Below are 22,234 nucleotides of genomic sequence, written 5' to 3'. Positions count from 1 at the left end.
CTTTCGGCGCCGGCGTCGCCGCGGCTCACCAGTCGTGTGGCGCCGGGAAAGGGCCTAGCCTGGCGCCATGCTGACCGAACTGCTCGACCTGCCCGGCGGCGTATTCCGCATGGGATCCACCGACTTCTATCCGGAGGAGGCGCCGGTCCACACGGTGTCGGTGGCGCCGTTCGCCATCGAGAAGCATCCGGTCACCAACGCCCAGTTCGCCGACTTCGTCGCCGCCACCGGCTATGTCACGGTGGCCGAGCGCCCCCTCGACTCCGCCGACTTCCCGGGCGTTCCGCCCGAAGACCTCGTTCCCGGGGCCCTGGTGTTCCGCCCCACCACCGGACCGGTCAACTTGCGGGACTGGCGGCAGTGGTGGATCTGGATGCCCGGGGCCTCGTGGCGGCACCCGTTCGGGCCGGAGTCCACGGTCGCGGATCGCGCCGATCACCCCGTCGTCCAAGTGGCCTATCCGGATGCCGCCGCCTACGCCGACTGGGCGGGCCGACGGCTGCCCACCGAAGCGCAGTGGGAGTACGCGGCCCGAGCCGGGTCGACGGCGGCATACGCCTGGGGCGACGAGGTCCGCCCCGACGGCCGGCTGATGGCCAACACCTGGCAGGGCAGGTTCCCCTACCGGAACGACGGCGCACTCGGCTGGTCCGGCAGTTCACCGGTGGGCACGTTCCCCCCGAACGCCTTCGGGTTGGTCGACATGATCGGCAACGTGTGGGAGTGGACGACGACGACATACGCCCGGCATCACCGGCCGGGTGAACCGGCGCAGGGCTGCTGTCCGCCGCCGTCTGCCACCGGGGATCCGACGGTGCACCAGGCGCTCAAGGGTGGCTCGCATCTGTGCGCGCCCGAGTATTGCCACCGCTACCGCCCGGCGGCGCGGTCGTCCCAATCCCAGGACAGCGCCACCACGCATATCGGGCTCCGCTGCGTCGCCTGAAGGCTGCAGCCGGTGGCGGAACGGGACGGGTTTCGCCGCCGCGAATGCACTGGCCTGACCGTTTCTTGCACGCGCCCGGCCCTGCCACCGGAGTCGGAGCTCGCCGCCGAACTCGGGGTGAGCCGTAACGCCATCCGTGGTGACCCCGACGACGTCGTGATCGATCTGTCCGGCACCGACATCTGGGATGCGTCCTCGGTGGCGACGCTGGACACCATCCGGCAGAAGTATGAAGCGCGCGGCAAGAGGGTGCGCGTTACCGGTTTGGACGGCGCGAGCCTGGAGCGACTGACGAAACTGTCCGGTCGACTGGGGGTTTGATCCTAGCGGCGCAGCGGCGCGGCCGCTTCGAACGTCGCGGCCTTACCGGCGGACTGCCACTGCAGCCAGCGTTCCCAGCGGCGGTGGTTCTGTCGCTGCCACGTCCGGTCGATCGCCGGGCTGAGGCGGCGGGCGATCTCGAGCGCCGCGATCAGCGGGGCGCGCATGAGGAGCAGGGCTATCCCGGGCAGGGCGGCGGGCAGTCGGTAGCGCCGTCGGTTCCAGGGCAGCATGTAGAGACCGAGATAGCCGGCCTGGACGCGGTAATGATAGGTCGCCCTGAGCTTCTCGATTCCGCTCCGGTGGTCGCCGGGTGTGAAGGCGGGCACGAACGACTCGACGAGTTCGGTACCGCTCTCGGCGCTGTCATAGCTGCGGGCGGCGTCGGCCATGAGCAGGATGCGCCACGCGTCGGCGATGGTCTCCGGGAAGTACCCCGCGCACCGGACGCCGACGAGGTGGCCGCAGTACCGGTTGAAATGCAGCACGGCGCGCATCTCGTGCGGTGATGTGAGGTGTCCCAAGGGGAACAGGCCGAAGGCCGGGGCGATGCTGCCGCCGAGCAGGGTGAGCAGCATGGCGGACTGGCTGATGGGCAGACCCCACCGCGCGGCGTCCCACTCGCGGTGGTTGCGGACTCGATCACGCACCGAGACGTGCATGATCCGTACGTGCAGGGAGATGTTGCGGGCCAGTGAGTTGGGGGTGAGGATCGCGCCGGGACGACAGACCTCGATCCACCACTTCGAGGTTTCCAGGTAGCGGTGCAGGGCGCGGTCGCCGGCATAGCCGCCGCTCAGTGACAGCGGCACGGCCAGCCAGCCCTCGGTGTAGGTGTCGTTGGTTCCGGCGTTACCCAGGGCGCCCAGTGCGTAGGCCCAGCGCCGCCAGACCGCAGCGCCCTCTTCGATGAGGCGCGGGTCGACCCAGTCGGGGAGCTGTTCGAATTCGGCGAACAGGGCGCGCATGGATTCGGGCGCTTCGGCCACGGCGTCGATGCCCTCGCGCTGAGCCCGCTCCACCAGCTCACGGGCTCGGCGGGCGCCCAGCTCCCCGTGGTAGGTCTCGGCGACGAAGCGTTCGGCGGTCGGATCGCCCTGGTTGAGTCCGTCGATGAACAGCCGCGCGACCTCCGGGCGGGGGAACGGGTCGATCCCGACGCGCCGAGCGATCGACGCGATCCTGGCCCGGTTGCCCGTGGCGGGATAGCGGAAGGCGGTGGGTGCCGGCATGGATCTGTCTTAGCACCCGCCGGCTTACTCGGGGGCTGCCTCGCTCTCGATTCTCGATGCGGTCTGCTCATTCTTGCGGCGCAGGCGGAACGCTTCGATGCCCAGCTCGACTCGGGCCGCTTGCACCCTGCTCTCCTCCTCGAGATCCATCGCGGCCAGATCCAGGATGCTGCCCCCGGCCTGCTCCCGGCGATCACCGCGCAGGCGACGCGTCAAAGCGAGCGACAGGCCGGTAGCGACGACGGCGACCACGACGACGACGGCGATGAGCACCACGGTATTCGTGGTCATCGGGTGCCGCCGTCGGTGCGGTTCTGGTGTTCGAGGCGGCTGTCGCGCTCGAGGTCGTCGAATGTCTCGCGGTGGCGCCGGCGCTCGGCCCCGCGACGAACGCCGAGGCGCCGACTGCCGGTGCCTCGGGCGACGGTGGCCAGTGCGGCCATGGCCGCTGCCAGCTGGGCGCGCATGACGGTGTCTGCGATGGCGACGCGGATCAACGCTTCTTGGCGTTGAACACGGTCTCTGCCTGGGAGTCGCCGGCCGCCTTGGCGTGTTTGGCGGCGCGTTTCTCCTTGATGGTCTTTCCGGATTTCTTCGACATGGCCTGTCGGGGGGACTTGTCAGACATCTCGGCCCTTCGTCAGGGGGCCTGAATGGTCCCGATATCTGCAACCCTACGCCTGCTGAACGAAACCGGTTAATTTCCTTACGGATTCGTTTTCGACCGCCACGCATTGCTGCGGCGGCGTAGCGTCGAGAACATCCCGATCAGCGGGAACGCCTGCTCACGATGTGCCGCCCGAACCATCTGCGCAGAATTCACATCGACTGCGCGATGGAGAGGTTCGGCAATGACGGTTTCGGTGAGACTTCCCGGCGGGGGTGCCGACGACTACAAGAGGTTCGGAGACGTCTACGTCAAGCGTCCGGACGGGGTACTCGAGGTGGTGCGCGTCGGCGCCGAAACGTTCAGGTACGCGGCGGGGGAGTGGACCGACGTAGAAGGCGATCAACGCAAACGCAAGAGCCGGCGATTCTGGCGCTGATCAGTCGAGGAGGAGCGAGGCGTTGCCGCTCTTCGGCGTGGCGCGGCGCGCACACTCGGCGCGTGCGGTGTCGACGATGACCGATGCGGCGCGCCAGGCGGTGCTGTCCTGGAGTCGGTATTCGACCGGAAGTGACGCGGCCTGGCGCAGGATCATGACGGCCAGGGCTCGACTGGTCCCCGATGGGATCACCAGCAGATTGGCGCACGCATCTTTTCCGGTCACGGTGATGACGCGCTTCTGCCGCACCTTCTGGCCGGGCAACGCGCCACGTGCGGGCAGTGAATTGAGGTCGGGGGTGCCTTCGAGTGAGGACCAGTTGACCGAGATGTCGACGACTTCGCCGAGTCGCCCGGTCAGGGCTTCGACGAGGTAGGGCAGTTCCCGGCCGACCGAGGCGGTATAGGGCCACCAGGCGCCGTCGAGGCCGCTGCCGAGCGTCGAGGCCACGCTGAGTCGGATCGGATGGTCGGAGCTGTTCCGGTCGGAAGGCGTCACAATCTTTCTTGCACAATCGTTTTCGCATGGATGAACGCCGCGCCCATGGCAAGTCCTCTCGCGGAGTTGACCCGGCGCGCGTCACGATACGGGCGCCGAGGCGGGAACCGCGGAGAAATCTGCGCGACTCGACTCCGACGTTACACCCCCGGCAGTCGTCGTGGCGCAACGCAAGACCGTGACGCGCGAAATCCGTTGTCCTCGAATGTCGTCGGGTCGCGGGTGTCGACGGTAGATCGCACCCGGGCCACTTCGGGTCACCAGCGGGACAGGTCGGGGTGTCCGCCGGCCATCAGCGGGCGCTCGTGCTGCTGAAAAATTGCTGTCATCGGGTGCGCTGACGGTGACGCAGAATCGAACCATCATGGACGACGGGCGAGGGAGCGGCGACGCGGGCGGGCCGGGGGGTGCCGCCCGCGTCTGCCGGTCGGGAGGTCTGCGCGGCGGGGGGTATCGGCAGGGCCCGCGGGAGGATCTGCTGCGGGGCAGATGCGCCCGGCTCGGCGACCTGGTGGATGACGACACCGCCGATCGCGACGAAGACGGGGACGACTGCGCCCGGCAGGGCTGATGATGGTTGCGTGAAGACCCGAAGCCTGCACGAGATCCGCACCGCTCTCGAGCATTGTTACGACACCTTCGATGCGTTGTGCGCGGACCTGAGCGACGAGGACTGGAATGTGCCATCGCTCTGCCCGGAGTGGACCGTCCGCGGCGTCGTCGATCACGTCACCAGCGTCGAGGCCGTCCTGGCCGGCTGGCTGCCCGACGACGACACCACGCCACCGCCCTTCGAGAAGGCCGGTGCCTTCCTGGCCGACGACAGCCCGTATGTCCAGAAGGTCCGGGGCATCTTCGACCGGCGACGCCGTGATCTCGCCGCACTGACCGAGGCCGACCTCGCCCGCCCGTCATGGATGCCCGTCGGACCCGGCACCTACGGCCGATTCATGGCGATCCGGGTCTTCGACTTCTGGGTCCACGAGCGTGACATCGCCACCCCGCTGGGCCGCAAGACTGACGACGGCGGTATCACCGCCGAGCTCGCGCTGGCCGAGGTGCAGAATTCGATCGGCTACATCGTGGGCAAAAAGGTCGGCCTGCCCGACGGCAAGAGCCTCACGTTCGATCTGACCGGTCCGCTCGCGCGTCAGATCCACGTTGCGGTCGAGGGGCGGGCCAGGCAGGTCGACCATCTCGACCAGCCCGACGTCACCGTCACCACCGATTCCACGACGTTCATCCAGCTCGCCTGCGGCCGTATCGACCCGCAGGTGCAGATCGACGCCGGCGCGATCCGCTGGACCGGCGATGGCGAACTCGGAGACCGCGCCGCCCGCAACCTGAGGTTCACGATGTGACCGGGCACCCCGAGTACCGCCCCGAGTATGTGGACTTCCACTTCGACGTGATGTGTCCGTTCGCGTACCAGACCTCGCGGTGGATCCGCGAGGTGCGCGACCTGACCGGCCTGGCGGTGAACTGGCGGTTCTTCAGCCTCGAGGAGATCAATCGCCAGCAGGGCAAAAAGCATCCGTGGGAGCGGGAGTGGTCCTACGGGTGGTCGATGATGCGCATCGGTGCGCTTCTGCGCCGCCGATCCATGGCCGACGTCGACGCCTGGTACGAGCGGGCCGGCCGCGCGTTGCACGTGGAGGGGCACAAACCGCACGAGCGAGCGGTCGCCCGGCATCTGCTCGGCGAACTGGGCCTGGACCCGGCACTGGTCGACGAGGCGATCGCCGACTCGACGACGGGCGACGAGGTGCTGGCCGACCACCGGCGGGTGGTCGACGCGGGCGGCTACGGGGTGCCGACGCTGTTCTTCCCCGACGGTCAGTGCCTGTTCGGGCCGGTGCTGATCGATCCGCCCACCGGTGCGGCGGCGGTGCGGTTGTGGGATGCGGTCACCGCGTGGACGGAGTTCCCGCATCTGTACGAACTCCAGCGGCCCAAGACCGCGGCCGACGGGGCGGCGATCACCGAGACGTTGCGGCCGTATCTGGAGGCCAGGGATTGGGTGTCGATCAACCGCGGTGAGGTGATCAGCTTCGAGCCGCCACGCTGACGGTTTGACAGCAGCGCCTGCCGGGGTACCGGAGGCGGATGGAGCGGTTGAGTGGCCTGGACGCAGGTCTGCTGTACAGCGAATCGTCGACGGTGCCGATTCACGTGTGTTCGATCCTCGAGATGGACACCTCGACGATGCCGGGCGGCTACAGCTTCGAGCGTTTCCGCGACGACCTCGCGGCGCGGATACCGGCGCTTCCGGAGTTCCGGGCCAAAATCGCCGACAGCGACTTCAACGTCGATCATCCGGTGTGGGTGGAGGACAAGGACTTCGACCTGTCGCGGCATCTGAATCGGATCGGGCTCCCGGCCCCGGGCGGGCGCGAAGAACTGGCCGAGGTGTGCGGCCGCATCGCGTCGGTCCCGTTGGACCGGAGCAAGCCGCTCTGGGAGATGTGGATCATCGAGGGTGTGGGCGGTTCGGCGGCATCGGACGGCGGCGCGATGGCGGTGATGCTCAAGGTGCACCACGCGGCCGTGGACGGGGTGTCGGCGGCCGGCCTGCTGGACAAGCTGTTGGACACCGACATCGACGTGCCGGTTCCCGATCCGGTCGAGGGGCCCGGAGACGCGCCGGCGTGGGCGATCGCGGCCGATGGCCTGCTCCGGACCCTGGTCCGGCCGTGGCAGCTGACCAGGGTGATCCCGGTGGCGACGTCGCTGGTGACCGAGACGGTCGGCCGGGCGGTGAAGGGTACGGCGATGGCTGCGCCGTTCTCGGCGCCGAAGACGCGGTTCAACGCTCAGCTGACATCGTCGCGGAACATCGCGCTGGTCCAACTGGACCTCGACGCCGTCAAGAAGGTGAAGAACCGGTTCGACATCAAGGTCAACGACGTGGTGATGGCGCTGTGCGCGGGGGCGCTGCGCGGCTTCCTCGACGAACGGTCCGAACTGCCGGACAAGCCGCTGATCGCGGTGGTGCCAGCGTCGGTACACGGGATGACCGACCGCCCGGGCCGCAATCAGCTGTCGGGCATGTTCTGCAATCTGCACACCGACATCGAGGATCCGCTGGAGCGGCTGCGGACGATCGGTGCGTCGAACGTGAAATCGAAGGAACACAGCGGCTCGCTGGGGCCGACGCTGCTGGTGGATCTCGCCCAGAGCATCTCGCGGACCATGTTCAGCGCACTGATGGGCGTGCTGTCGCGAACACCGTTGTCGAACACGGCGATTCACAACGTCGTCATCTCGAATGTGGCGGGTCCCCAGGAGACGCTGTACAGCTGCGGCGCGCAGGTGACGGCGTTGTATCCGCTCGGGCCGATCTTTCACGGATCGGGTCTGAACATCACCGTGATGTCGCTGGGCGACAAGCTCAACGTGGGGATCATCTCGTGCCCGCAGCTGGTGGACGATCTGTGGGATCTGGGGGACCGGTTCGAGGTGGAGCTGCACGAGTTGGTCGGCCGCTGACGCACAGCAGCGCACAATCGGGACATGACTGACTCGCGTCCGCACCGGTTGCGCCGGCTCCTGGCAGGCATCCGCAAGCAGGTGCCGGCGGCGCCGGACGACGGCCGGATCCACGACGACACCCAGGTTGCGGCGATGCTGCGCGAGCTGGGCATCGCGCTGATCGAATGCTCGCAGCCGGCGCAGATGGTCCAAGCTCGCCTGTCGGCCATCGCCGCTGCGTACACCGACGAGACGGTGCGGATCGTCGTGCTGCCCACGGCGCTGGTCGTGCAGGTCGGCTACGTCGCCTACGAGGTGGAGACCGTGCAGAAGCCCACCACACAGCTCGATCTCGCGGGTCGCGTCGACGCCATCGCCGAACTGGCCGAGGTCGGGGCCATCGACCCCGCCGAGGCCGCGCGCGAGGCCGCGTTGGCGCGGTCGATGCCGTCCCGGTTCGGGCCGGTGACCACGGTGGTGGGTTACGTGATCACCACCGTGGGTTTCGGCATGGTGATCAACCCGACGTGGGCGTCGCTGTGGGGTTATGTGTTCCTCGGGTTCGTCGTCGGCGTGATCTCGTTGCTGGGCCGGCCGTTCCCGACGCTGGCGGCCGTGCTGCCGACACTGGCCGCGACGGTGGTCACGATCTTGGCGACGTGGTTCGTCGCCGACGCGGCCAACGACGGTTTGCTGAGGGTGATCAGCCCGCCGTTGGTCGCGCTGCTACCCGGCCTGTCGCTGACCATCGCGGCAATGGAACTCGCCAGCGCCCAGGTGATCAGCGGGGCCACCCGGCTGATCTACGGTGTCACCCAATTGGCGTTGTTGGTTTTCGGATTGGCGCTCGGCATGCATATCGCGGGGCGGCTCACACCGGAACCTCCGTCGGCAAAGATGGGTTCGTGGTCGCTCTACTTGGCGATCGTGGTGATCGCGGTCGGCATCTACTTCTATCTGTCGGCGCCCAGAGGTTCGCTGCTGTGGCTGATGCTCGCCGTCGGGGTGGCGCTGATCGGCCAGCAGGTGGGCGGACTGTTCCTGTCGCCGACACATGCGGGGGCGGTCGGCGCCTTCGTGGTGGTGCCGTTCGCGATGCTGGCAACGCGGGTGAAGACGTCGCCGCCGGCGATCGTGATGTTGCTGGCGGCGTTCTGGTCGCTGGTGCCGGGCGCGCTGAGCTTCGAGTCGCTCGGCGGTGCGGTGGTCGGACAGGGCAACGACCTGATGACGCTGGGAACGACGGTGGCCGCGATCTTCTCCATCGCCCTGGGCACTCTCATCGGGTGGAGTGTGTTCATGACCATCCGCGGCCGCACGACCCGGTAGTGGACGTTCAGGCTATGGCGCGTCGTCACCCGGCCTGAGGTGCTGCGTCGGCGGCTCGCGGCGCTGAATCCGCAACGCCGTCGTCGGGGCGGCGATCTGCTCGGTCGGGGGCGCCGGTAGCACCGTCGTCGGATCCGCCGGCAGCACCGTCGTCGGGTGCGCCGGCAGCACCGTCGTCGGATCCGCCGGGCGCCGAACGATCTTCGGCATCGGCTGGACCGCGGGCGGCACCAGTGCGGTGGCCGGTTCCGGCTCGGGTGTCACGGCGTTGCGAGCCTCGCGCCGACGGGCCACGAGCCCGGCCAGCGGGCCGGTGAACAGCATCGCCACCAGCACGGTCAGGCTCACCAGGCAGACGGTGACGTCGAATGTGCTGGTGATCTGCTGGGCGAGGTTGTTGCCGTAGACCGCGTCCGGGGAGGGTTCGGCGTAGCGCGGGGCCAGCGCCACGCCGATGGCCAGATTGGCGACGGTGAAAGCGGTCAGCGCCGCACTGAACGCCGCGATGACGCTCGCGGAGGCGTCACCCCGGCCGAGTTGGCGATGCAGCCACCTCGCGATGACCGCGGTGATCACGTTGAAGACCGTCATCGCCACGGTGTCGTACAGCGCCCGCGACAGATCCAGCGACAGCGCGATGACGTAGTCGATGACGCGGCACACCGCTGCTGCGAACGCCCAGAACGCGATGAGCGTCAGACACTTCTGGGCGGCGGACCGGTAGGCGCCCAGCGTCGGCGGCTGGATCTGAAAGACGGCATACAGGGTGGTCGGGGCGACGAGCGCGGCGGCGGCAGCCCAGAACAGATACCCCTCATAGCCCACGGCCGCAGTCGAGGTGTTCTGCGCGATCCCGTGGAAGGCGTCGATGTCGCGGCCGACCGGTAGGACCCATACCAACGTGCTTGCCGCTGCGGCGGATCCGCCGAGCGCGGTGACTGCCAGCCGGGCGGCGGCGGACTTCTCGAGCAGCCAGCGCGAGGCGATGACCACCGCGGTCAGCGCGACCGCGCCGTAGAGCACGGTGGTGACGATGACCGCGATGTCCCCGCCGCCGAATGCCGTGTCGGTGACGAACAGATACCGCAAGCGCCAGTACAGGTTCCAGGCGACTGCAATCGTGGCGAGCGCGATCGACAGCGCACCCAGCAGTCGCGCCATCGCATACCAGCGCCGGAACCGATTGCCCTCGACCGTGACGCTGGTGATGGGGGGTTGAGCGGCCAGTAGCGCTCCGGCGAGTCCGACGACCAGGCCTGGCCCGACGCCGGGCGGTACCAGTCCGGTGCCGCCGTCGCGCACGGTTTCGGCGAGGTGGTGGACGACGAACGCACCCGCCGTCACGATGTAGGGCAGGCAGACCACCGACCGGACGCGGCTCAGTACCCGGATGTCGAGGCCGGGGTTGGTCAGCCGGAGCGGGCCGACGTAGCCGTCCACCACGGCGCTGAGCGCCAGCAGCGTCACGGCGACCACGATCACCCACACCCAGCCCGGGCTGCCGAATGCGCCGAGACCGAAGTCGAGATTCCACGGCACCAGCAGCCCGAGCACCAGCAGCACGACGGCGAACGCGTCGCGGACCAGGTTCGCCCGGCGGGGGACGTAGCCCGCTCCGGATGCCCGGCCGGCCGCGGCGGTCGGTGCCGCGTCGTAACGCTGGTCGCTCACGGGACGATCCTTCCGTTAGACGACACCGGAAGGTGTCGACACCTCAGCGTGCTCATTTTCACCTCTGGTGACAAGCAGGGGACCGGGTAGCTTGGGGTCGTTCGGCGAGGGCGGAGGAGTGGTTTCGGTGGACGTGGTCCTCGGTGTGGCGGTCAGCGGGCGCGTGGCGCGCCTGGCGATGATCGGTTCGCCGGCGTCGGGTGGTCAGCTCCTCGACCAGTACGCGCTGGACCTGTCCGACGGCGCGATGACCGACCTGGCCGACACCATCGTGGGCACCTATCGCGAGGTCGCCGAGACCGGCAACCGGGTGGCCGCGATCCGGCTGTGTTCGGCCGACGCGTCGCAGGCCGAGACCCTGCGTCACACCGTGCTCGGCGCGGGTGTCGAGAACGTCGAGGTGGTCGCCGAAGCCGAGGCGGCCACCGCCGTGGCGCGCACTGTCGGCGCCGATGCCGCGCTCCTGCTCGCCGGGGACAACACGGTATCGCTGACGCGGGTCGGCGACGACCCGGAATCGACGTCGGTGCTGGCGTCGATGCCGATAGGTGCGGCCGGTGCCGCGGCCGCGAGTGCCCAGGTGCTGCAGTCGCTGCCCGGTGCTGACACGTCGCGGATCGCGCTGGTCGGCCAGCGGTTGGATCTCGATTCGATTGCTGCTGAACTGAGTTCGACCGCACCGCTGGTACTGCCGCCCGATGCCGGATACGCGATCGCGCGCGGCGCCGCGCAGACCGCCTCCGCGGCGGGATTCCCGGCCGGCGCGGCGACGATGATGGCGCCCGCGGCCGCGACGGATGCGACGCAGATGGCGCCGGCCGCGATGGACGCGACGCAGATGGCGTCGGTCGCGGCGGATTCGACGCAGATGGCGCCGGTCGCGGCGGATTCGACGCAGATGTCACCGTCGACCGATCCGGCGGCGGTGGGCCCGCAGCTGGCGTATTCGCAGGAGGAGCCCGAGCCCTACGAGCTGCCGTTCGAGTCGCTCGAGGAGTTCGTCCCGGAGCTCGAGGACGAGCAGGCTTATACGGCGACGATCGCGCCGCCGCCGCCGAAGACGGTGTTGATGGGCAGTGCCTTCGCATTCGTGGTGGCCGCTTTCGCGACGCTGGCGGTGTCGGTGGCGGTGACCATCCGGCCGGTGGCCGACGTGGCGGCGCAGCCGGCGCCGGCCCTGCAGCCGCAAACTGTGCCGGGGCGGTTCCTGCCGGAGGTGCCGCATGCACCGGATCCGGTGGCGCTGCCGGTCGCGGTGGTCTCGCCCCCGCCGGCGGCTCCCGCGGTCAACGTTCCGGTGAACCGCGGGCCGAACCCGGTGGTGCCGCCGCCGGTGCAGCTACCCGCGCCCGCGCCCGCGGTGCCGGTGGTGCCCGTGCCGGGAGTTCCGGTCGTCCCGGTCCCGGCGCTGCCGACCGCGCCGTTCCCGACCTTCAATCCGTTCCCGACGATCCCTACGTTCACCACGACGGTGACCACCCCGGTGACGCCGACGACGCCCTCGACCACGACGACTCCAACGACGACGCCCTCGACCACAACTCCAACCACGACGCCGTCGACTCCGACCACGACACCGTCGACCACCACCTCGACACCTACGACAACTCGGACGACGACACCTACGACCACACCGCCGCCGACGACCACCACGACGGTCGAGCCGACCACCACGGTCCCGACCACGACGGTCGAGCCGACCAGCACCGTCCCGACCAGCACACCGCGGCCGGTGACCACGACCGCTCCCACTGTGGCGCCCGAACCGGAGGAGCCGGTGACGCAGGAACCCGCCTACACACCGCCGGCGGAACCCGCATACACGGCGCCGGAAACGGTCGCTCCCGAGCCCGTGGTGCCGGAGGTGCCGTCCAGCGGTGGCGAGGGCGGTTTCGAGGTGCCGGTGACCACGGTGCCGCTGTCCCCGTAGGCGGCGGACGCCCTAGCTGGCGATGACGTAGACCACCGATGCCAGCGCGAAGGCCAGGAAGCCGATGGCGGTGGCGATCACTGTCCAGGTCTTCAGGGTGGTGACGGTGTCGAATCCGCAGAAGCGCCCGATGAGCCAGAACCCGGAATCGTTGACGTGCGAGAAGGTGATGGAGCCGGCGGTGATGCCGACGACCACCGCCGCGAGCGCTATCGCCCCCAGATTCATCGACGTCACCGCGGGCGCCATGATCGAGCCGGCGGTGGTCGCTGCGACCGTGGCCGACCCCTGTGCCACCCGGAAGATGATGGCGATCAGGAACCCGGCCAGCATGACCGGCAACCCGATGGCGTCCAGGCCGTCGGCCAGGGTCTGACCGATACCGGTCTCGGTGAGGATCCTTCCGAAAGCGCCACCAGCCCCGGTGATCAGGATGATGGAGCACACGGGCGCCAACGCGTCGTCGACGAGCTTCTCGAGCAAGGATCCGACCGGTTCGCGGCCTCGGCGCGGGATGACGTAGAGCACCACCATGGCCAGCAGAACGGTGATCAGCAACGCCATCGAGGTGGTGCCGATCAGCCGGGACAGCTGGAAGGCGATGTTGTCCTCGTCGACCGCGCCGTCGGCTTCGAGCGTGGAGAAGATCGTGTTGAAGAAGATCAACAGCAGCGGCAACACCAGGACGAAGATGACGGTCCAGAAGCCCGGACGCTCGTCTTCGGGATAGTCCTTGGGCTCACCGAGCAGCGTCGGCACGGGCATGTCGGGATAGCGCTTGGCGATGATCAGGCTGAGGCGGTAGCCGGCCAGATACCACGTCGGCAGGCCGACGAGCAGTGCCACGACGACCACCATGCCGACGTCGGCGCCCATCACGGTCGCCGCGGCGGTCGGGCCGGGGTGTGGAGGCGTCAGGGCGTGCATCATCAGGAACGCGCCGATCGAGGGCAACACGTAGAGCATGAACGAGCCGCCCAAACGGCGGGCGACGGTGTAGATGATGGGCAGCATGACGATGAACCCGGCGTCCAGGAAGATCGGGAACGCGTAGAACAGCGACGCCACCGCCAGCGCCAGGGGGGCTCTGTCCTCGCCGAACCGGTCCAGCATCTTGTCCGCGAGAACCTGTGCGCCGCCGGTCATTTCGACGAGCCGCCCGAGCACCGCGCCGAATCCGACGAGTAATGCCACCGCTCCGACCGTGGAACTGAAGCCGTCGATGACCACGCTGACGACGTCGCCGATGCTGATCCCGGCGGCCAGCCCGGTCAGCACGCTGACCACGATGAGCGAGAAGAAGGCGTGCAGCCTGACCTTGATGATCAGGAATAGCAGCACCGCGATCGCGACGAGGGCGATGACGACGAGCAGGGCGGCGGGCCGCTCCGCGAGGACTACTTCGTCCATGGGCTTACCTTCCGGTTGGGGAGTCAGGCGCCTTTGGGTGCCGGGCCGAGCTCGCGGAGCAGATCGCCCATTCGGGAGTAGGCCTTGTTGCGGTAGGCGATGAGCTCGGCCTTGGTGGCATCGTCGAAATCGCCGGTCCAGCCCTTGCCGTTCTTGGTGCCGTGGCGGCCCGCGTCGACGTTCTCGGTGAGCAGTTCGGGAGTGGCCATCCGCTCCCCGAACTCGCTTTCCAGGGTGCGGAAGCCCTTGACGTACACATCCAGCCCGGCTTGGTCGGCGATCGCGAACGGACCGAAGAATCCGAGCCGGAAGCCGAATGTGGTCCGCACGATCGTGTCGACGTCCTCCTTCGTGGCCACGCCCTGCTCCACGATCAGGGTCGCCTCCTTGAGCAGTGCGTACTGCAGGCGGTTCAGGGCCATACCTGGAGTGTCGGCAACCTGCGCGCCCTCCCGCCCGGCGCGGGCGAGGAGGTCCTTGACCGTGTCGATGACCTCCTGGGTCGTGGCCTCACCGGCGACGAGCTCCACGCCCGGAATGAACGGTGCGGGGTTGGAGAAGTGCACGGTGAGGAAGCGCTCGGGGTTGGTGACCGCTTCGACGAGCACCTTGACCGGGATGGTGGAGGTGTTGGTGCCGATGATCGTGTCGGGCCGGGCGCTCGCGCAGATCCGCGCCAGCACTTCCTTTTTCACGTCGGGGTCTTCGAAGACGGCTTCCATCACATAGTCGACGTCGGCGACGGCGTCGTCGAGGCTCTCTCCGGCGGTGAGGTTGCCCATGATGGTGTCCGCGCTGCCCTCGGGGAAGAGTCCCTGCTCCTCGAACTCCCTGGCCTCCTTCTCCAGGCGCACCAGGGCGTCGCGGGTGGCGTCGGCGTTGACGTCGGCGATCGTGACCTTGAAGCCGTTGAGCGCCAACGCCTGAGCGATTCCGCCACCCATGTAGCCGGCGCCGACGACAGTGACGGAGTTGATCTTGCGCATGCGATGTCCTTCGGGGTTGACGGTCAGGCGAGGGCGGAGGTGAGGACCTGTTGGATGTACTCGCGGTTCTCGGCGCACACGCCCAGCGAGTCGGAGCCGTAGTGTTCACAGCAGAACGGGCCGGTGTAGCCGACTTCCAGCGCGAGCCGAATCATCTGGCGGTAGTTGATGTATCCGTGCTTGAGCGGCAACGGGGCGGAGGAGTAGGCGCCGGTTGCCGGGTCGTAGTCGCGCGAATAGTTCTTGATGTGCCAGAAGTTCGCGTACGGCAGGACTTTGGCGTGCATCTCGGCGAAATGCGGCATCGGCCGGTGCAGGCGGATGAGATTACCGAGATCGGGGTTGAGGCCTACCGCTTCGTGGTCGACGTCGCCGAGGAAGCTGACCGCGTCGTCGGGTGTGCCGATGAAGGTGTCCTCGTACATTTCGAGGCTGATCTGGAGGCCGTTGTCTCGGGCATGGTCGCCGAGTTCGCGGATGCGCATCACCGCGAGGTCCCGCAGGGCGGGATCGTCGACGTGGCCTTCGACCAACCAGAACCAGATCTGTTCGCTCTGCTCCTTGGTGACCGCCTGCATGAAGCCGGTGTTGACGATGGTGGCGCCGAACGACGGCGCCAGATCGATCAGGCGGTGGGCGTCGGCGAGGTTCTGCTCACCGTCGGCCACGTCGACGACGGAGCTGCGGGTCATGGAGATGGACGAGATCGCCAGACCCTCGTCGCCCAGTACGGTACGAAACTCCTCGACACGCTGGTCGGACAACGCTGCCAAGGGCACCCATGCGTCGGTCGGGTCGATGTAGTCGAAGCCCAGCTCGCGAACCTGGCGCAGATGGCTGGCCCACACCGCGGCCGGCGCGTCCTTGATGTGCCCCCCGTCGGGTGCGCGATTGCCGAACCCCAGCATATTGGCGGCAATCGGCCAGGTGTGAGCTGAATACATCCACGACCTCCAGAGTGGTCTGAGTCACAAAGCCTCTAAATCACATAGGATATAGGACTGACACCACTCGAAGTCAACGACGGGTTACGATTTCTGTCTTTGGATCGGCGCGTACCGCGATGCCGACGGGGGTGGGAGGGCCGCCAATGGGAGCCGAGAACCCGGCGCCGTTGCGCAGCACGCTCGTGGATCAGGTCTACGAGCGCCTGATGGAGCTCCTCCTCGACGGCACGCTGAACTCCGGCGACCCGATCAGTATCGACGGGACGGCTCGCCACCTCGGTGTCTCGCCCACACCCGTCCGCGAGGCGCTGGCTCGCCTGGAATCCACCGGCAATGTCATCCGGGTGGCCATGCGCGGCTACCGGGTGCCCGAACTGCCGAACGCCAAAGAGATCGCCGACATCATGGACGCTCGCCTGCTCATCGAGCCCCGTCTCGCGGAGATGGCCTGTGCGCGAGTTGATCCGCAGCTGGTCGAGGCGCTCGACGGAGCGATCGAGGAGCAGGAGCGGGCGCCGCACACCGCCGATGCCGCCGCCATCGGCAAGTATCACCGTGCCGACGAACGCTTCCACCGGTTGATCGCCGAGTACGCGGACAACGATGCGCTGCTGCGGGCCTACGACGCCCTGGGTGGACACGGCCAGCGCTTCCGCCTGTTCAAAGGCGTGGGTGTGCGGGATTCGGAGTGTGCGATCGCCGAACACCGCGAGATCGTCGCCGCGTTCCAACGGGGCTTCGGACCGGAGGTCTACCGCATCATGCACGCACACATCGGGCATGTGAAGGAGCGGGCACTCGCCGAACATGCCCAGGTGGACCGGACGGGAGACACCCCCGGTCGGACGACGTGACCCACCTTACAAGTTCAGTGAAATCGTATAGGATTTAGCCGCACCAACGCCTCAAAGGACGGAACAATGACGTACCTCCTCAATTCATCCAGCGATTTTGCCGCCGAGGCCGTCCACGGCCTCGTCGCCGCCCATCCCGACCTGCTCGTCGAGGTGCGCGGCGGCGTGGCGCGCGCGACGCAGACCCCCGCCGGTCAGCCGGCGCTGGTGATCGGCGGCGGTTCCGGGCACTACCCGGCCTTCGCCGGATGGGTCGGACCCGGGATGGGACACGGTGCGCCGTGCGGCAAGATCTTCTCCTCACCCTCGGCCTCCGAGGTGTACTCGGTCGCGCGGAACGCCGAGAACGGTGGCGGGGTGATCATGGGCTTCGGCAACTACGCCGGGGACGTCCTGCACTTCGGCTTGGCCGCCGAGAAGCTGCGTCACGAAGGCATCGACGTTCGCATCATCACCGTCAGCGACGACATCGCGTCCAACAGCCCGGAGAACCACCGCGACCGGCGCGGTGTGGCCGGCGACCTCCCGGTGTTCAAGATCGCAGGCGCGGCCATCGAGGCCGGGGCCGATCTCGACGAGGCCGAACGCGTGGCGTGGAAAGCCAACGACGCCACGCGTTCCTTCGGCGTCGCGTTCGACGGATGCACGCTGCCGGGTGCCGAGGAACCCCTGTTCCACGTCGAGAAGGGCCAGATGGGTGTGGGGCTCGGGATCCACGGGGAGCCGGGTATTCGGGACAATCCCCTCGGCAGCGCGTCCGAAATCGCCGATCTGCTGCTCGACGAACTGCTGACCGAGGAGCCTGCGCGCGGCGAGAGCGGCTACGACGGGCGGGTGGCCGTGATTCTCAACGGTCTGGGCACGGTGAAATACGAAGAACTGTTCGTCGTCTACGGCCGCATCGCCGCCCGGTTGGAAGAAAAGGGGCTGACGGCCGTCCGTCCTGAGGTCGGTGAGTTCGTCACCAGCCTCGACATGGCCGGCCTGTCGCTGACGCTGGTGTTCCTCGACGAGGAACTCGAAAAGCTGTGGTGTGCACCGGTGGAGACCCCGGCGTATCGCCGCGGGGCGATGCCCGCCGTCGACCGGGAGCCGCGTAGCGGAATCTGGGACGAGTCGGACGTCGAGATTCCCGAGTCCTCGCAGGATTCCCGCGCCTGCGCACAGCGGATCGCGGCGGTCCTGCAGACCTTCGAGCGGGTGTGCGCCGAGCACGAATCCGAGCTGGGCCGCCTCGACGCGGTCGCCGGGGATGGCGATCATGGTCAGGGGATGGCCTTCGGATCGCGCGGTGCGGCCCGGGCGGCCGACGACGCGGTCGAGCGGGGCGCCGGGGCGCGCACCACCCTGCTGGTGGCCGGTCAGGCGTGGGCCGACGCGGCCGGCGGCACCTCCGGAGCGCTCTGGGGTGCGGCGTTGACCAGCGCCGGCGGCGTGTTCTCCGACGACGACGGCGGCGGCGACCGCCTGGTGATCGACGCCCTCACCGCCGGGGTCGATGCCATCCTGCGTCTCGGCGGCGCCCAACCGGGCGACAAGACGATGGTCGATGCCGCGGTGCCCTTCCGCGACGCGCTGTCCGATGAATTCGACAGCGACGCCGGCCCCGCCATCGTCGCCGCGGCGCGGGTCGCGCGAGGTGCGGCCGAAGAAACCGCGGACATCACCGCGAGATTGGGCCGTGCCCGGGTACTCGGAGAGAAGAGCAAAGGAACCCCCGATCCCGGCGCTCTGTCGTTCTCGATGCTGATGCACGCGCTCGGCGAAAAACTGACAACGGATCGATGAGAAGGGTGTAAGTCATGGGTTTACGGCTCGTGATCGGCGGCGACAACGCCGGAGTCAACTACAAGAAGGCGCTGCGCAAGGACCTCGAGTCCGACGAGCGGGTGTCGTCGGTGCTGGACGTCGGTGTCGACGACGCCGACGACGACACCACCTACCCGAACGTCGCGATCGCGGCCGCCGAGAAGATCCGCAACGGCGAGGCCGACCGGGCCCTGCTCATCTGCGGTACCGGTTTGGGTGTGGCCATTGCGGCGAACAAGGTCAAGGGCATTCGTGCCGTGACGGCGCACGACCTCTACTCGGTGCAGCGCTCGGTGCTGTCGAACAACGCGCAGGTGCTGTGCATGGGGGAGCGGGTCGTCGGCCTCGAACTTGCCCGGGTTCTGGTCAAGGAATGGCTGGATCTGGAATTCGATCCGCAGTCGTCGTCGGCGGCGAAGGTGAACGACATCTGCGCCTACGAAGGCGACTGACGCGGGGGATCGGCATGGGCCTGCTGTGGGTCGGCACCAGCTGGAAGATGAACAAGGGCCTGGCCGAGGCTCGCAGCTTTGCGCGTGGACTGTCGGATCACTTGGGCTGCAACGGTCTTCGAGGGGTTCAGCCGTTCGTGATCCCGTCGTTCACAGCGGTGGCGGCCACGCGCGAGGAGCTCGGGCTCGAGTCGCCGGTGCTGCTCGGGGTGCAGAACGCGCACTGGCAGGATCACGGCGCGTGGACCGGTGAAGTGTCGGTGCCGCAGGCGAAGGACGCGGGCGCTCAGCTTGTCGAGATCGGGCACTCCGAGCGGCGTGAGCACTTCGGTGAGACGGTGGAGACAACCCGACTCAAAGTGGCTGCCGCACTGAACCATGGGCTCCTTCCGCTGCTGTGCATCGGGGAGAGCGCGGAGGTCAAGGATGCCGGCGGGTCGTCGGAGTTCATCCTGGACCAGGCGGCGGGCGCGCTGGACAGCCTCAGCGCCGACGAACTGCGCCGGGTCCTGATCGCCTACGAGCCGATCTGGGCGATCGGGGAGCACGGACGGCCGGCCACGGTCGAGGAACTTCGCGAGCCGTTCGCGGAGCTGGGTCGCGAATACGGCGATCGTGTTCAGGGACTGCTGTACGGCGGTTCGGTGAACCGAGACAACGCCGCGGAGCTACTGGACATCGACCACGTCGACGGACTGTTCGTCGGGCGGGCCGCGTGGGAGCTGACCGGCTATCTGGAACTGCTGGAGCTGGCCGCGGCGCATCCGAAGGCGGGCTGAGCGGCTACCCTCCGTCGAGCGCTGCTGTTCCGGCCGGTATCGAGTACGCCGGCTCGCGAACCGCTCCGTTCGGCGAGTCCTGCTGCGGGACAACGAGTACCGGGGTGTCCGTATGGGCGATCACCGCTGCGGCCACGCTGCCCTCGAGGCGTCCGAGGAATCCGCCACGGCGATGCGGGCCGAGCACGATCACGCTCGCGCGATGGTCGTCGGCCGCCTCGACGATGCCCTTCCACGTCGGCGACGCCTCGACGGCGCGGTGCGACGCCACGAACCCGGCGTTCGTAGCCAATTCGGCGCCGTGAGCGGCGGTTCGCTCCGCCGCCCGCCGAACCTCGGGTGCCTTGTCGGCGTTGAAGCGCTCACCGTCGGTCGGGGTGAACCCGACGTCCACGGGCTGCCACACGCACACCACCAGCGCGTCGCGCCCGGGAGCCAGCTGCGTAGCGGCCCGCTCGATGGCCGCTGCCGCCAGATCGGTTCCGTCGTAGGCGATCACCACGGGGCCGGTAGCGCTGGCCGGCGTCTCGCGGGTCGGTGGCGCGGATGCGGTCTCGGGCTCCGGTGCCGGCACGCCGCCACGCAGTCGCGCCAACAGCGGAGGCGAGTACCAGGCCGGGGCGTCGCCGTCGATGAAGCGGTCCAGATCCGGCCGCTGCGGGCGGGCGCCACTGAGCGCATACACCGCGACGCCGAACAGCGCACCGACGATCGAGAGACCGAATCCGATCCACAGGGCGATCGTCGTGCCCTCGACGATGTCCTCGGACACGGTGGCGGCGAAGTACGCGAACACCGGGGCCACCAGGAACGCCGCGACCGCCCGCAGCAGTTCGATGATCGCGAAGACCCGCTGCAGGCTGTTGGACTCCAGGGAGAAGCCGGCGACGAAAAGCGCAGGTGCCACGGTCGCGCCGAGGGCGAGACCCGTCAGCGCGGAGGCCAGCAGCGCCAACGGTTGGTTGGCCGGCAGCGCGAGCAGGAACACCAGAATCCCGGCCGCCAGCAGCGCCATGCCGACCAGGGGGAGGTAGTGCATGGCCCGTCGCGAGATGACGAACCCGAACACCACCGCCATCACAATGGCGCCGCCGAGCTCAGGTAGGTACAGCATCCCCACGTGCGCCGGGCTGAACGACTCCAGGAAGACGTTCGCCGTCAGCGCCGTCGCCGCGACCGATGCCGCTGCGGCGAACAACGCGACGCCGACGCCGGCGACCGGGATTGCACTCGTGAGCATCGTCCGGATCGTGAGCAGGGGACGACGCGCCCGGAACTGATACACGATCAGCACGATGATCAGCGCTAGGCCACCGAGCATCGGCACCGTGACCGCGGCGTCCCCGAAGCCGTGGGTGGTCAGCTGGGAGGCGCCGACGAACGCAGCGGTACACCCGGCCGCCGCCAGGGCGATCGCATAGATGTCGCGCGGAGCGTCCCGATCCGCCGGGGGCGCATCGTCGAAGGTCAGCGCGGCCAGGAGCAGCGCCAGCGACGCGACGCCCGTCACGATCCAGAACAGCGGACGCCAGGCGTGGGCATCGGCCTGCACACCGCCGAGGAAGGGGCCGAGCGCGACCGCACCGAACACGCACATGTTCATGATCACCGCGGTGTTGCGCAGCTTGTCGCGCGGGAAGCCGATGGTCAACGGGGGCGCAGCGGCGATGAGCAGCATGCTGGTGGACAGGCCCTGCAGCACGTGGCCGGTGATGAACATGCCGGCGTTCTGCGCGGCGGCCGCGATGACGGATCCGACGACGAGGACCACCGCGTACAGCACGAGCATCCTGCGCTGCGGGAGGTGCTGGGCGAACTGGACGGCGAGCACCGTGCCCACCGCGTAGGCGGCGTTGCCCAGTCCCAACCCCATGCTCAGCTGCTGGGCGGTCATGTGGAGCTGTTCGGTGATGACCGGCACGAGCGGGTCGAGCGCGGCCGACAACGCCAGGTAGGGGATCAGGGCGAGTGTGACCATGGCGGCCACGGCCGGATACCGTCCGGCGAGTGGTCCCTGGCGCATCAGCACCCACCGAACCTGTGAGTTAGCTGCCAATCGCAGGCGGCGGCCGCCCTGAGGGACGCCGGGGTCGGGGAAAGCACGTGAAACTCCAACTCGCTCGGGGCGGGGTGCATTCCCGCGGATCGGTCAGATCTACCTCGCAACGCCAACTGCTTGGGAAACCTGCAGTGCAGCTGCGCAATTCGCGCCTATGTGAACGCCATCACAGCATCGTTGCTGGTCGACGACGTATTCAGCCTACCGGGCGGCAGCTCGGCGAACTACCGGGGCGTCCCTCGACTGGCAGGACTGACGCATGGTCAGGCTATGTAGCTATAGCCCTCCCGCGCCGAGATCGCCGCGTCCCCAGCGTCGCGACGATCACCCTCCGGAAGCCGAACTTCCGGAGGCTCGTCGTCATGGCCAAGGAACCTGACTAGGTTCGATTCCGTACCGACAGGGCTCGCCGCCGCGCGGACGAGGTGCGTCAAGACCGCGAAGCGGCACGTTCAGAGTGCTCGAATAGCGTTTGTCTTCGGCGATCTCATCGA

Annotated in this window: 22 protein-coding genes and 1 pseudogene; 13 read left to right on the top strand and 10 right to left on the bottom strand. The window is 68.4% G+C overall.

All coding sequences use genetic code 11. The annotated features are described in order from the left end of the window. The first annotated feature begins 67 nt into the window (after positions 1-67). Positions 68-946 (top strand): formylglycine-generating enzyme family protein, encoded by an 879-nt coding sequence (locus ACN27E_RS13595; RefSeq protein ID WP_422742082.1) that lies wholly within the window; start codon positions 68-70, stop codon positions 944-946. 138 nt (positions 947-1,084) lie between these two features. Next, positions 1,085-1,267 (top strand): annotated as a pseudogene (locus ACN27E_RS13590) (STAS domain-containing protein); the annotation flags it as partial. A gap of 2 nt (positions 1,268-1,269) precedes the next feature. Here the strand turns inward: ACN27E_RS13590 and ACN27E_RS13585 are convergent. Genes ACN27E_RS13585 through ACN27E_RS13570 form a run of 4 tightly spaced genes read right to left on the bottom strand, consistent with a single transcriptional unit; the run spans position 1,270 to position 3,127 of the window. Next, entirely contained in the window at positions 1,270-2,499 is a 1,230-nt protein-coding gene (locus ACN27E_RS13585; protein WP_422742080.1) for an oxygenase MpaB family protein, read from the bottom strand. A gap of 24 nt (positions 2,500-2,523) precedes the next feature. Then, positions 2,524-2,790: a hypothetical protein gene (locus ACN27E_RS13580; RefSeq protein WP_422742078.1), complete on the bottom strand. Its 267-nt coding sequence runs from the start codon at positions 2,788-2,790 to the stop codon at positions 2,524-2,526. After that, positions 2,787-2,966 carry a hypothetical protein gene (locus ACN27E_RS13575; protein ID WP_422742076.1) on the bottom strand — a complete coding sequence of 60 codons (180 nt, stop codon included), beginning with the start codon at positions 2,964-2,966 and terminating at the stop codon, positions 2,787-2,789. The genes ACN27E_RS13580 and ACN27E_RS13575 overlap by 4 nt, the downstream gene beginning before the upstream one ends. Before the next feature lie 26 nt (positions 2,967-2,992). After that, the gene (locus ACN27E_RS13570) at positions 2,993-3,127 is read right to left on the bottom strand and encodes a hypothetical protein (protein ID WP_422742075.1); all 135 of its coding nucleotides are present in this window, start codon (positions 3,125-3,127) and stop codon (positions 2,993-2,995) included. Between the two features lie 223 nt (positions 3,128-3,350). Here ACN27E_RS13570 and ACN27E_RS13565 point away from each other — a divergent pair, with 223 nt between their 5' ends. Continuing rightward, positions 3,351-3,545: a hypothetical protein gene (locus tag ACN27E_RS13565; protein ID WP_422742073.1), complete on the top strand. Its 195-nt coding sequence runs from the start codon at positions 3,351-3,353 to the stop codon at positions 3,543-3,545. Here ACN27E_RS13565 and ACN27E_RS13560 read toward each other — a convergent pair whose 3' ends face one another. After that, positions 3,546-3,995, bottom strand: a complete 450-nt coding sequence (locus ACN27E_RS13560; RefSeq protein ID WP_422742072.1) for a DUF5994 family protein — start codon at positions 3,993-3,995, stop codon at positions 3,546-3,548. A 391-nt stretch (positions 3,996-4,386) separates the two neighbouring features. On the opposite strand from ACN27E_RS13560, the gene ACN27E_RS13555 reads away from it, so the two are divergent. From ACN27E_RS13555 to ACN27E_RS13535, 5 genes are read left to right on the top strand one after another with little or no spacing between them, the layout of a single operon-like run. Then, the gene (locus tag ACN27E_RS13555; RefSeq protein WP_422742071.1) at positions 4,387-4,614 is read left to right on the top strand and encodes a hypothetical protein; all 228 of its coding nucleotides are present in this window, start codon (positions 4,387-4,389) and stop codon (positions 4,612-4,614) included. Positions 4,615-4,624: 10 nt separating this feature from the next. Continuing rightward, complete coding sequence (locus ACN27E_RS13550) at positions 4,625-5,404, top strand: maleylpyruvate isomerase family mycothiol-dependent enzyme (protein ID WP_422742069.1); 780 nt, start codon at positions 4,625-4,627, stop codon at positions 5,402-5,404. Then, positions 5,401-6,111 carry a DsbA family protein gene (locus ACN27E_RS13545; protein WP_422742068.1) on the top strand — a complete coding sequence of 237 codons (711 nt, stop codon included), beginning with the start codon at positions 5,401-5,403 and terminating at the stop codon, positions 6,109-6,111. The genes ACN27E_RS13550 and ACN27E_RS13545 overlap by 4 nt, the downstream gene beginning before the upstream one ends. Before the next feature lie 38 nt (positions 6,112-6,149). Beyond that, positions 6,150-7,532 (top strand): WS/DGAT/MGAT family O-acyltransferase, encoded by a 1,383-nt coding sequence (locus ACN27E_RS13540; RefSeq protein ID WP_422742067.1) that lies wholly within the window; start codon positions 6,150-6,152, stop codon positions 7,530-7,532. A gap of 24 nt (positions 7,533-7,556) precedes the next feature. Further along, the gene (locus ACN27E_RS13535) at positions 7,557-8,843 is read left to right on the top strand and encodes a threonine/serine ThrE exporter family protein (protein ID WP_422742064.1); all 1,287 of its coding nucleotides are present in this window, start codon (positions 7,557-7,559) and stop codon (positions 8,841-8,843) included. Between the two features lie 12 nt (positions 8,844-8,855). On the opposite strand, the gene ACN27E_RS13530 is transcribed toward ACN27E_RS13535, so the two are convergent. Next, a complete protein-coding gene (locus ACN27E_RS13530; RefSeq protein WP_422742063.1) occupies positions 8,856-10,514 on the bottom strand; it encodes a hypothetical protein in 1,659 nt (552 codons plus the stop codon). A gap of 127 nt (positions 10,515-10,641) precedes the next feature. On the opposite strand from ACN27E_RS13530, the gene ACN27E_RS13525 reads away from it, so the two are divergent. Further along, on the top strand, positions 10,642-12,444 hold the full coding sequence (locus ACN27E_RS13525; protein WP_422742061.1) for a hypothetical protein: 1,803 nt from the start codon (positions 10,642-10,644) through the stop codon (positions 12,442-12,444). A gap of 12 nt (positions 12,445-12,456) precedes the next feature. Here ACN27E_RS13525 and ACN27E_RS13520 read toward each other — a convergent pair whose 3' ends face one another. Genes ACN27E_RS13520 through ACN27E_RS13510 form a run of 3 tightly spaced genes read right to left on the bottom strand, consistent with a single transcriptional unit; the run spans position 12,457 to position 15,784 of the window. After that, on the bottom strand, positions 12,457-13,854 hold the full coding sequence (locus ACN27E_RS13520) for a GntP family permease (RefSeq protein ID WP_422742060.1): 1,398 nt from the start codon (positions 13,852-13,854) through the stop codon (positions 12,457-12,459). A 23-nt stretch (positions 13,855-13,877) separates the two neighbouring features. Further along, the gene (locus tag ACN27E_RS13515) at positions 13,878-14,840 is read right to left on the bottom strand and encodes a 3-hydroxyacyl-CoA dehydrogenase family protein (RefSeq protein ID WP_422742058.1); all 963 of its coding nucleotides are present in this window, start codon (positions 14,838-14,840) and stop codon (positions 13,878-13,880) included. 23 nt (positions 14,841-14,863) lie between these two features. Further along, the gene (locus tag ACN27E_RS13510) at positions 14,864-15,784 is read right to left on the bottom strand and encodes a sugar phosphate isomerase/epimerase family protein (protein ID WP_422742057.1); all 921 of its coding nucleotides are present in this window, start codon (positions 15,782-15,784) and stop codon (positions 14,864-14,866) included. Between the two features lie 146 nt (positions 15,785-15,930). On the opposite strand from ACN27E_RS13510, the gene ACN27E_RS13505 reads away from it, so the two are divergent. The 4 genes from ACN27E_RS13505 to ACN27E_RS13490 all read left to right on the top strand — a co-directional run bounded on the left by ACN27E_RS13505 (position 15,931) and on the right by ACN27E_RS13490 (position 19,681). After that, positions 15,931-16,641 (top strand): GntR family transcriptional regulator, encoded by a 711-nt coding sequence (locus ACN27E_RS13505; protein ID WP_422742055.1) that lies wholly within the window; start codon positions 15,931-15,933, stop codon positions 16,639-16,641. Positions 16,642-16,707: 66 nt separating this feature from the next. Beyond that, complete coding sequence (lerK, locus tag ACN27E_RS13500; RefSeq protein WP_422742053.1) at positions 16,708-18,429, top strand: L-erythrulose 1-kinase; 1,722 nt, start codon at positions 16,708-16,710, stop codon at positions 18,427-18,429. A 14-nt stretch (positions 18,430-18,443) separates the two neighbouring features. Continuing rightward, entirely contained in the window at positions 18,444-18,902 is a 459-nt protein-coding gene (locus ACN27E_RS13495; RefSeq protein WP_422742051.1) for a ribose-5-phosphate isomerase, read from the top strand. A 14-nt stretch (positions 18,903-18,916) separates the two neighbouring features. Further along, entirely contained in the window at positions 18,917-19,681 is a 765-nt protein-coding gene (locus ACN27E_RS13490) for a triose-phosphate isomerase (RefSeq protein ID WP_422742050.1), read from the top strand. Positions 19,682-19,685: 4 nt separating this feature from the next. On the opposite strand, the gene ACN27E_RS13485 is transcribed toward ACN27E_RS13490, so the two are convergent. Beyond that, the gene (locus tag ACN27E_RS13485; protein WP_422742048.1) at positions 19,686-21,704 is read right to left on the bottom strand and encodes an MFS transporter; all 2,019 of its coding nucleotides are present in this window, start codon (positions 21,702-21,704) and stop codon (positions 19,686-19,688) included. Positions 21,705-22,234 lie beyond the last annotated feature (530 nt).

This window comes from Mycobacterium sp. WMMD1722 (genome assembly GCF_049315205.1).
Lineage (GTDB): Bacteria > Actinomycetota > Actinomycetes > Mycobacteriales > Mycobacteriaceae > Mycobacterium.
This window is presented reverse-complemented; position numbering and strand designations above follow the sequence as displayed.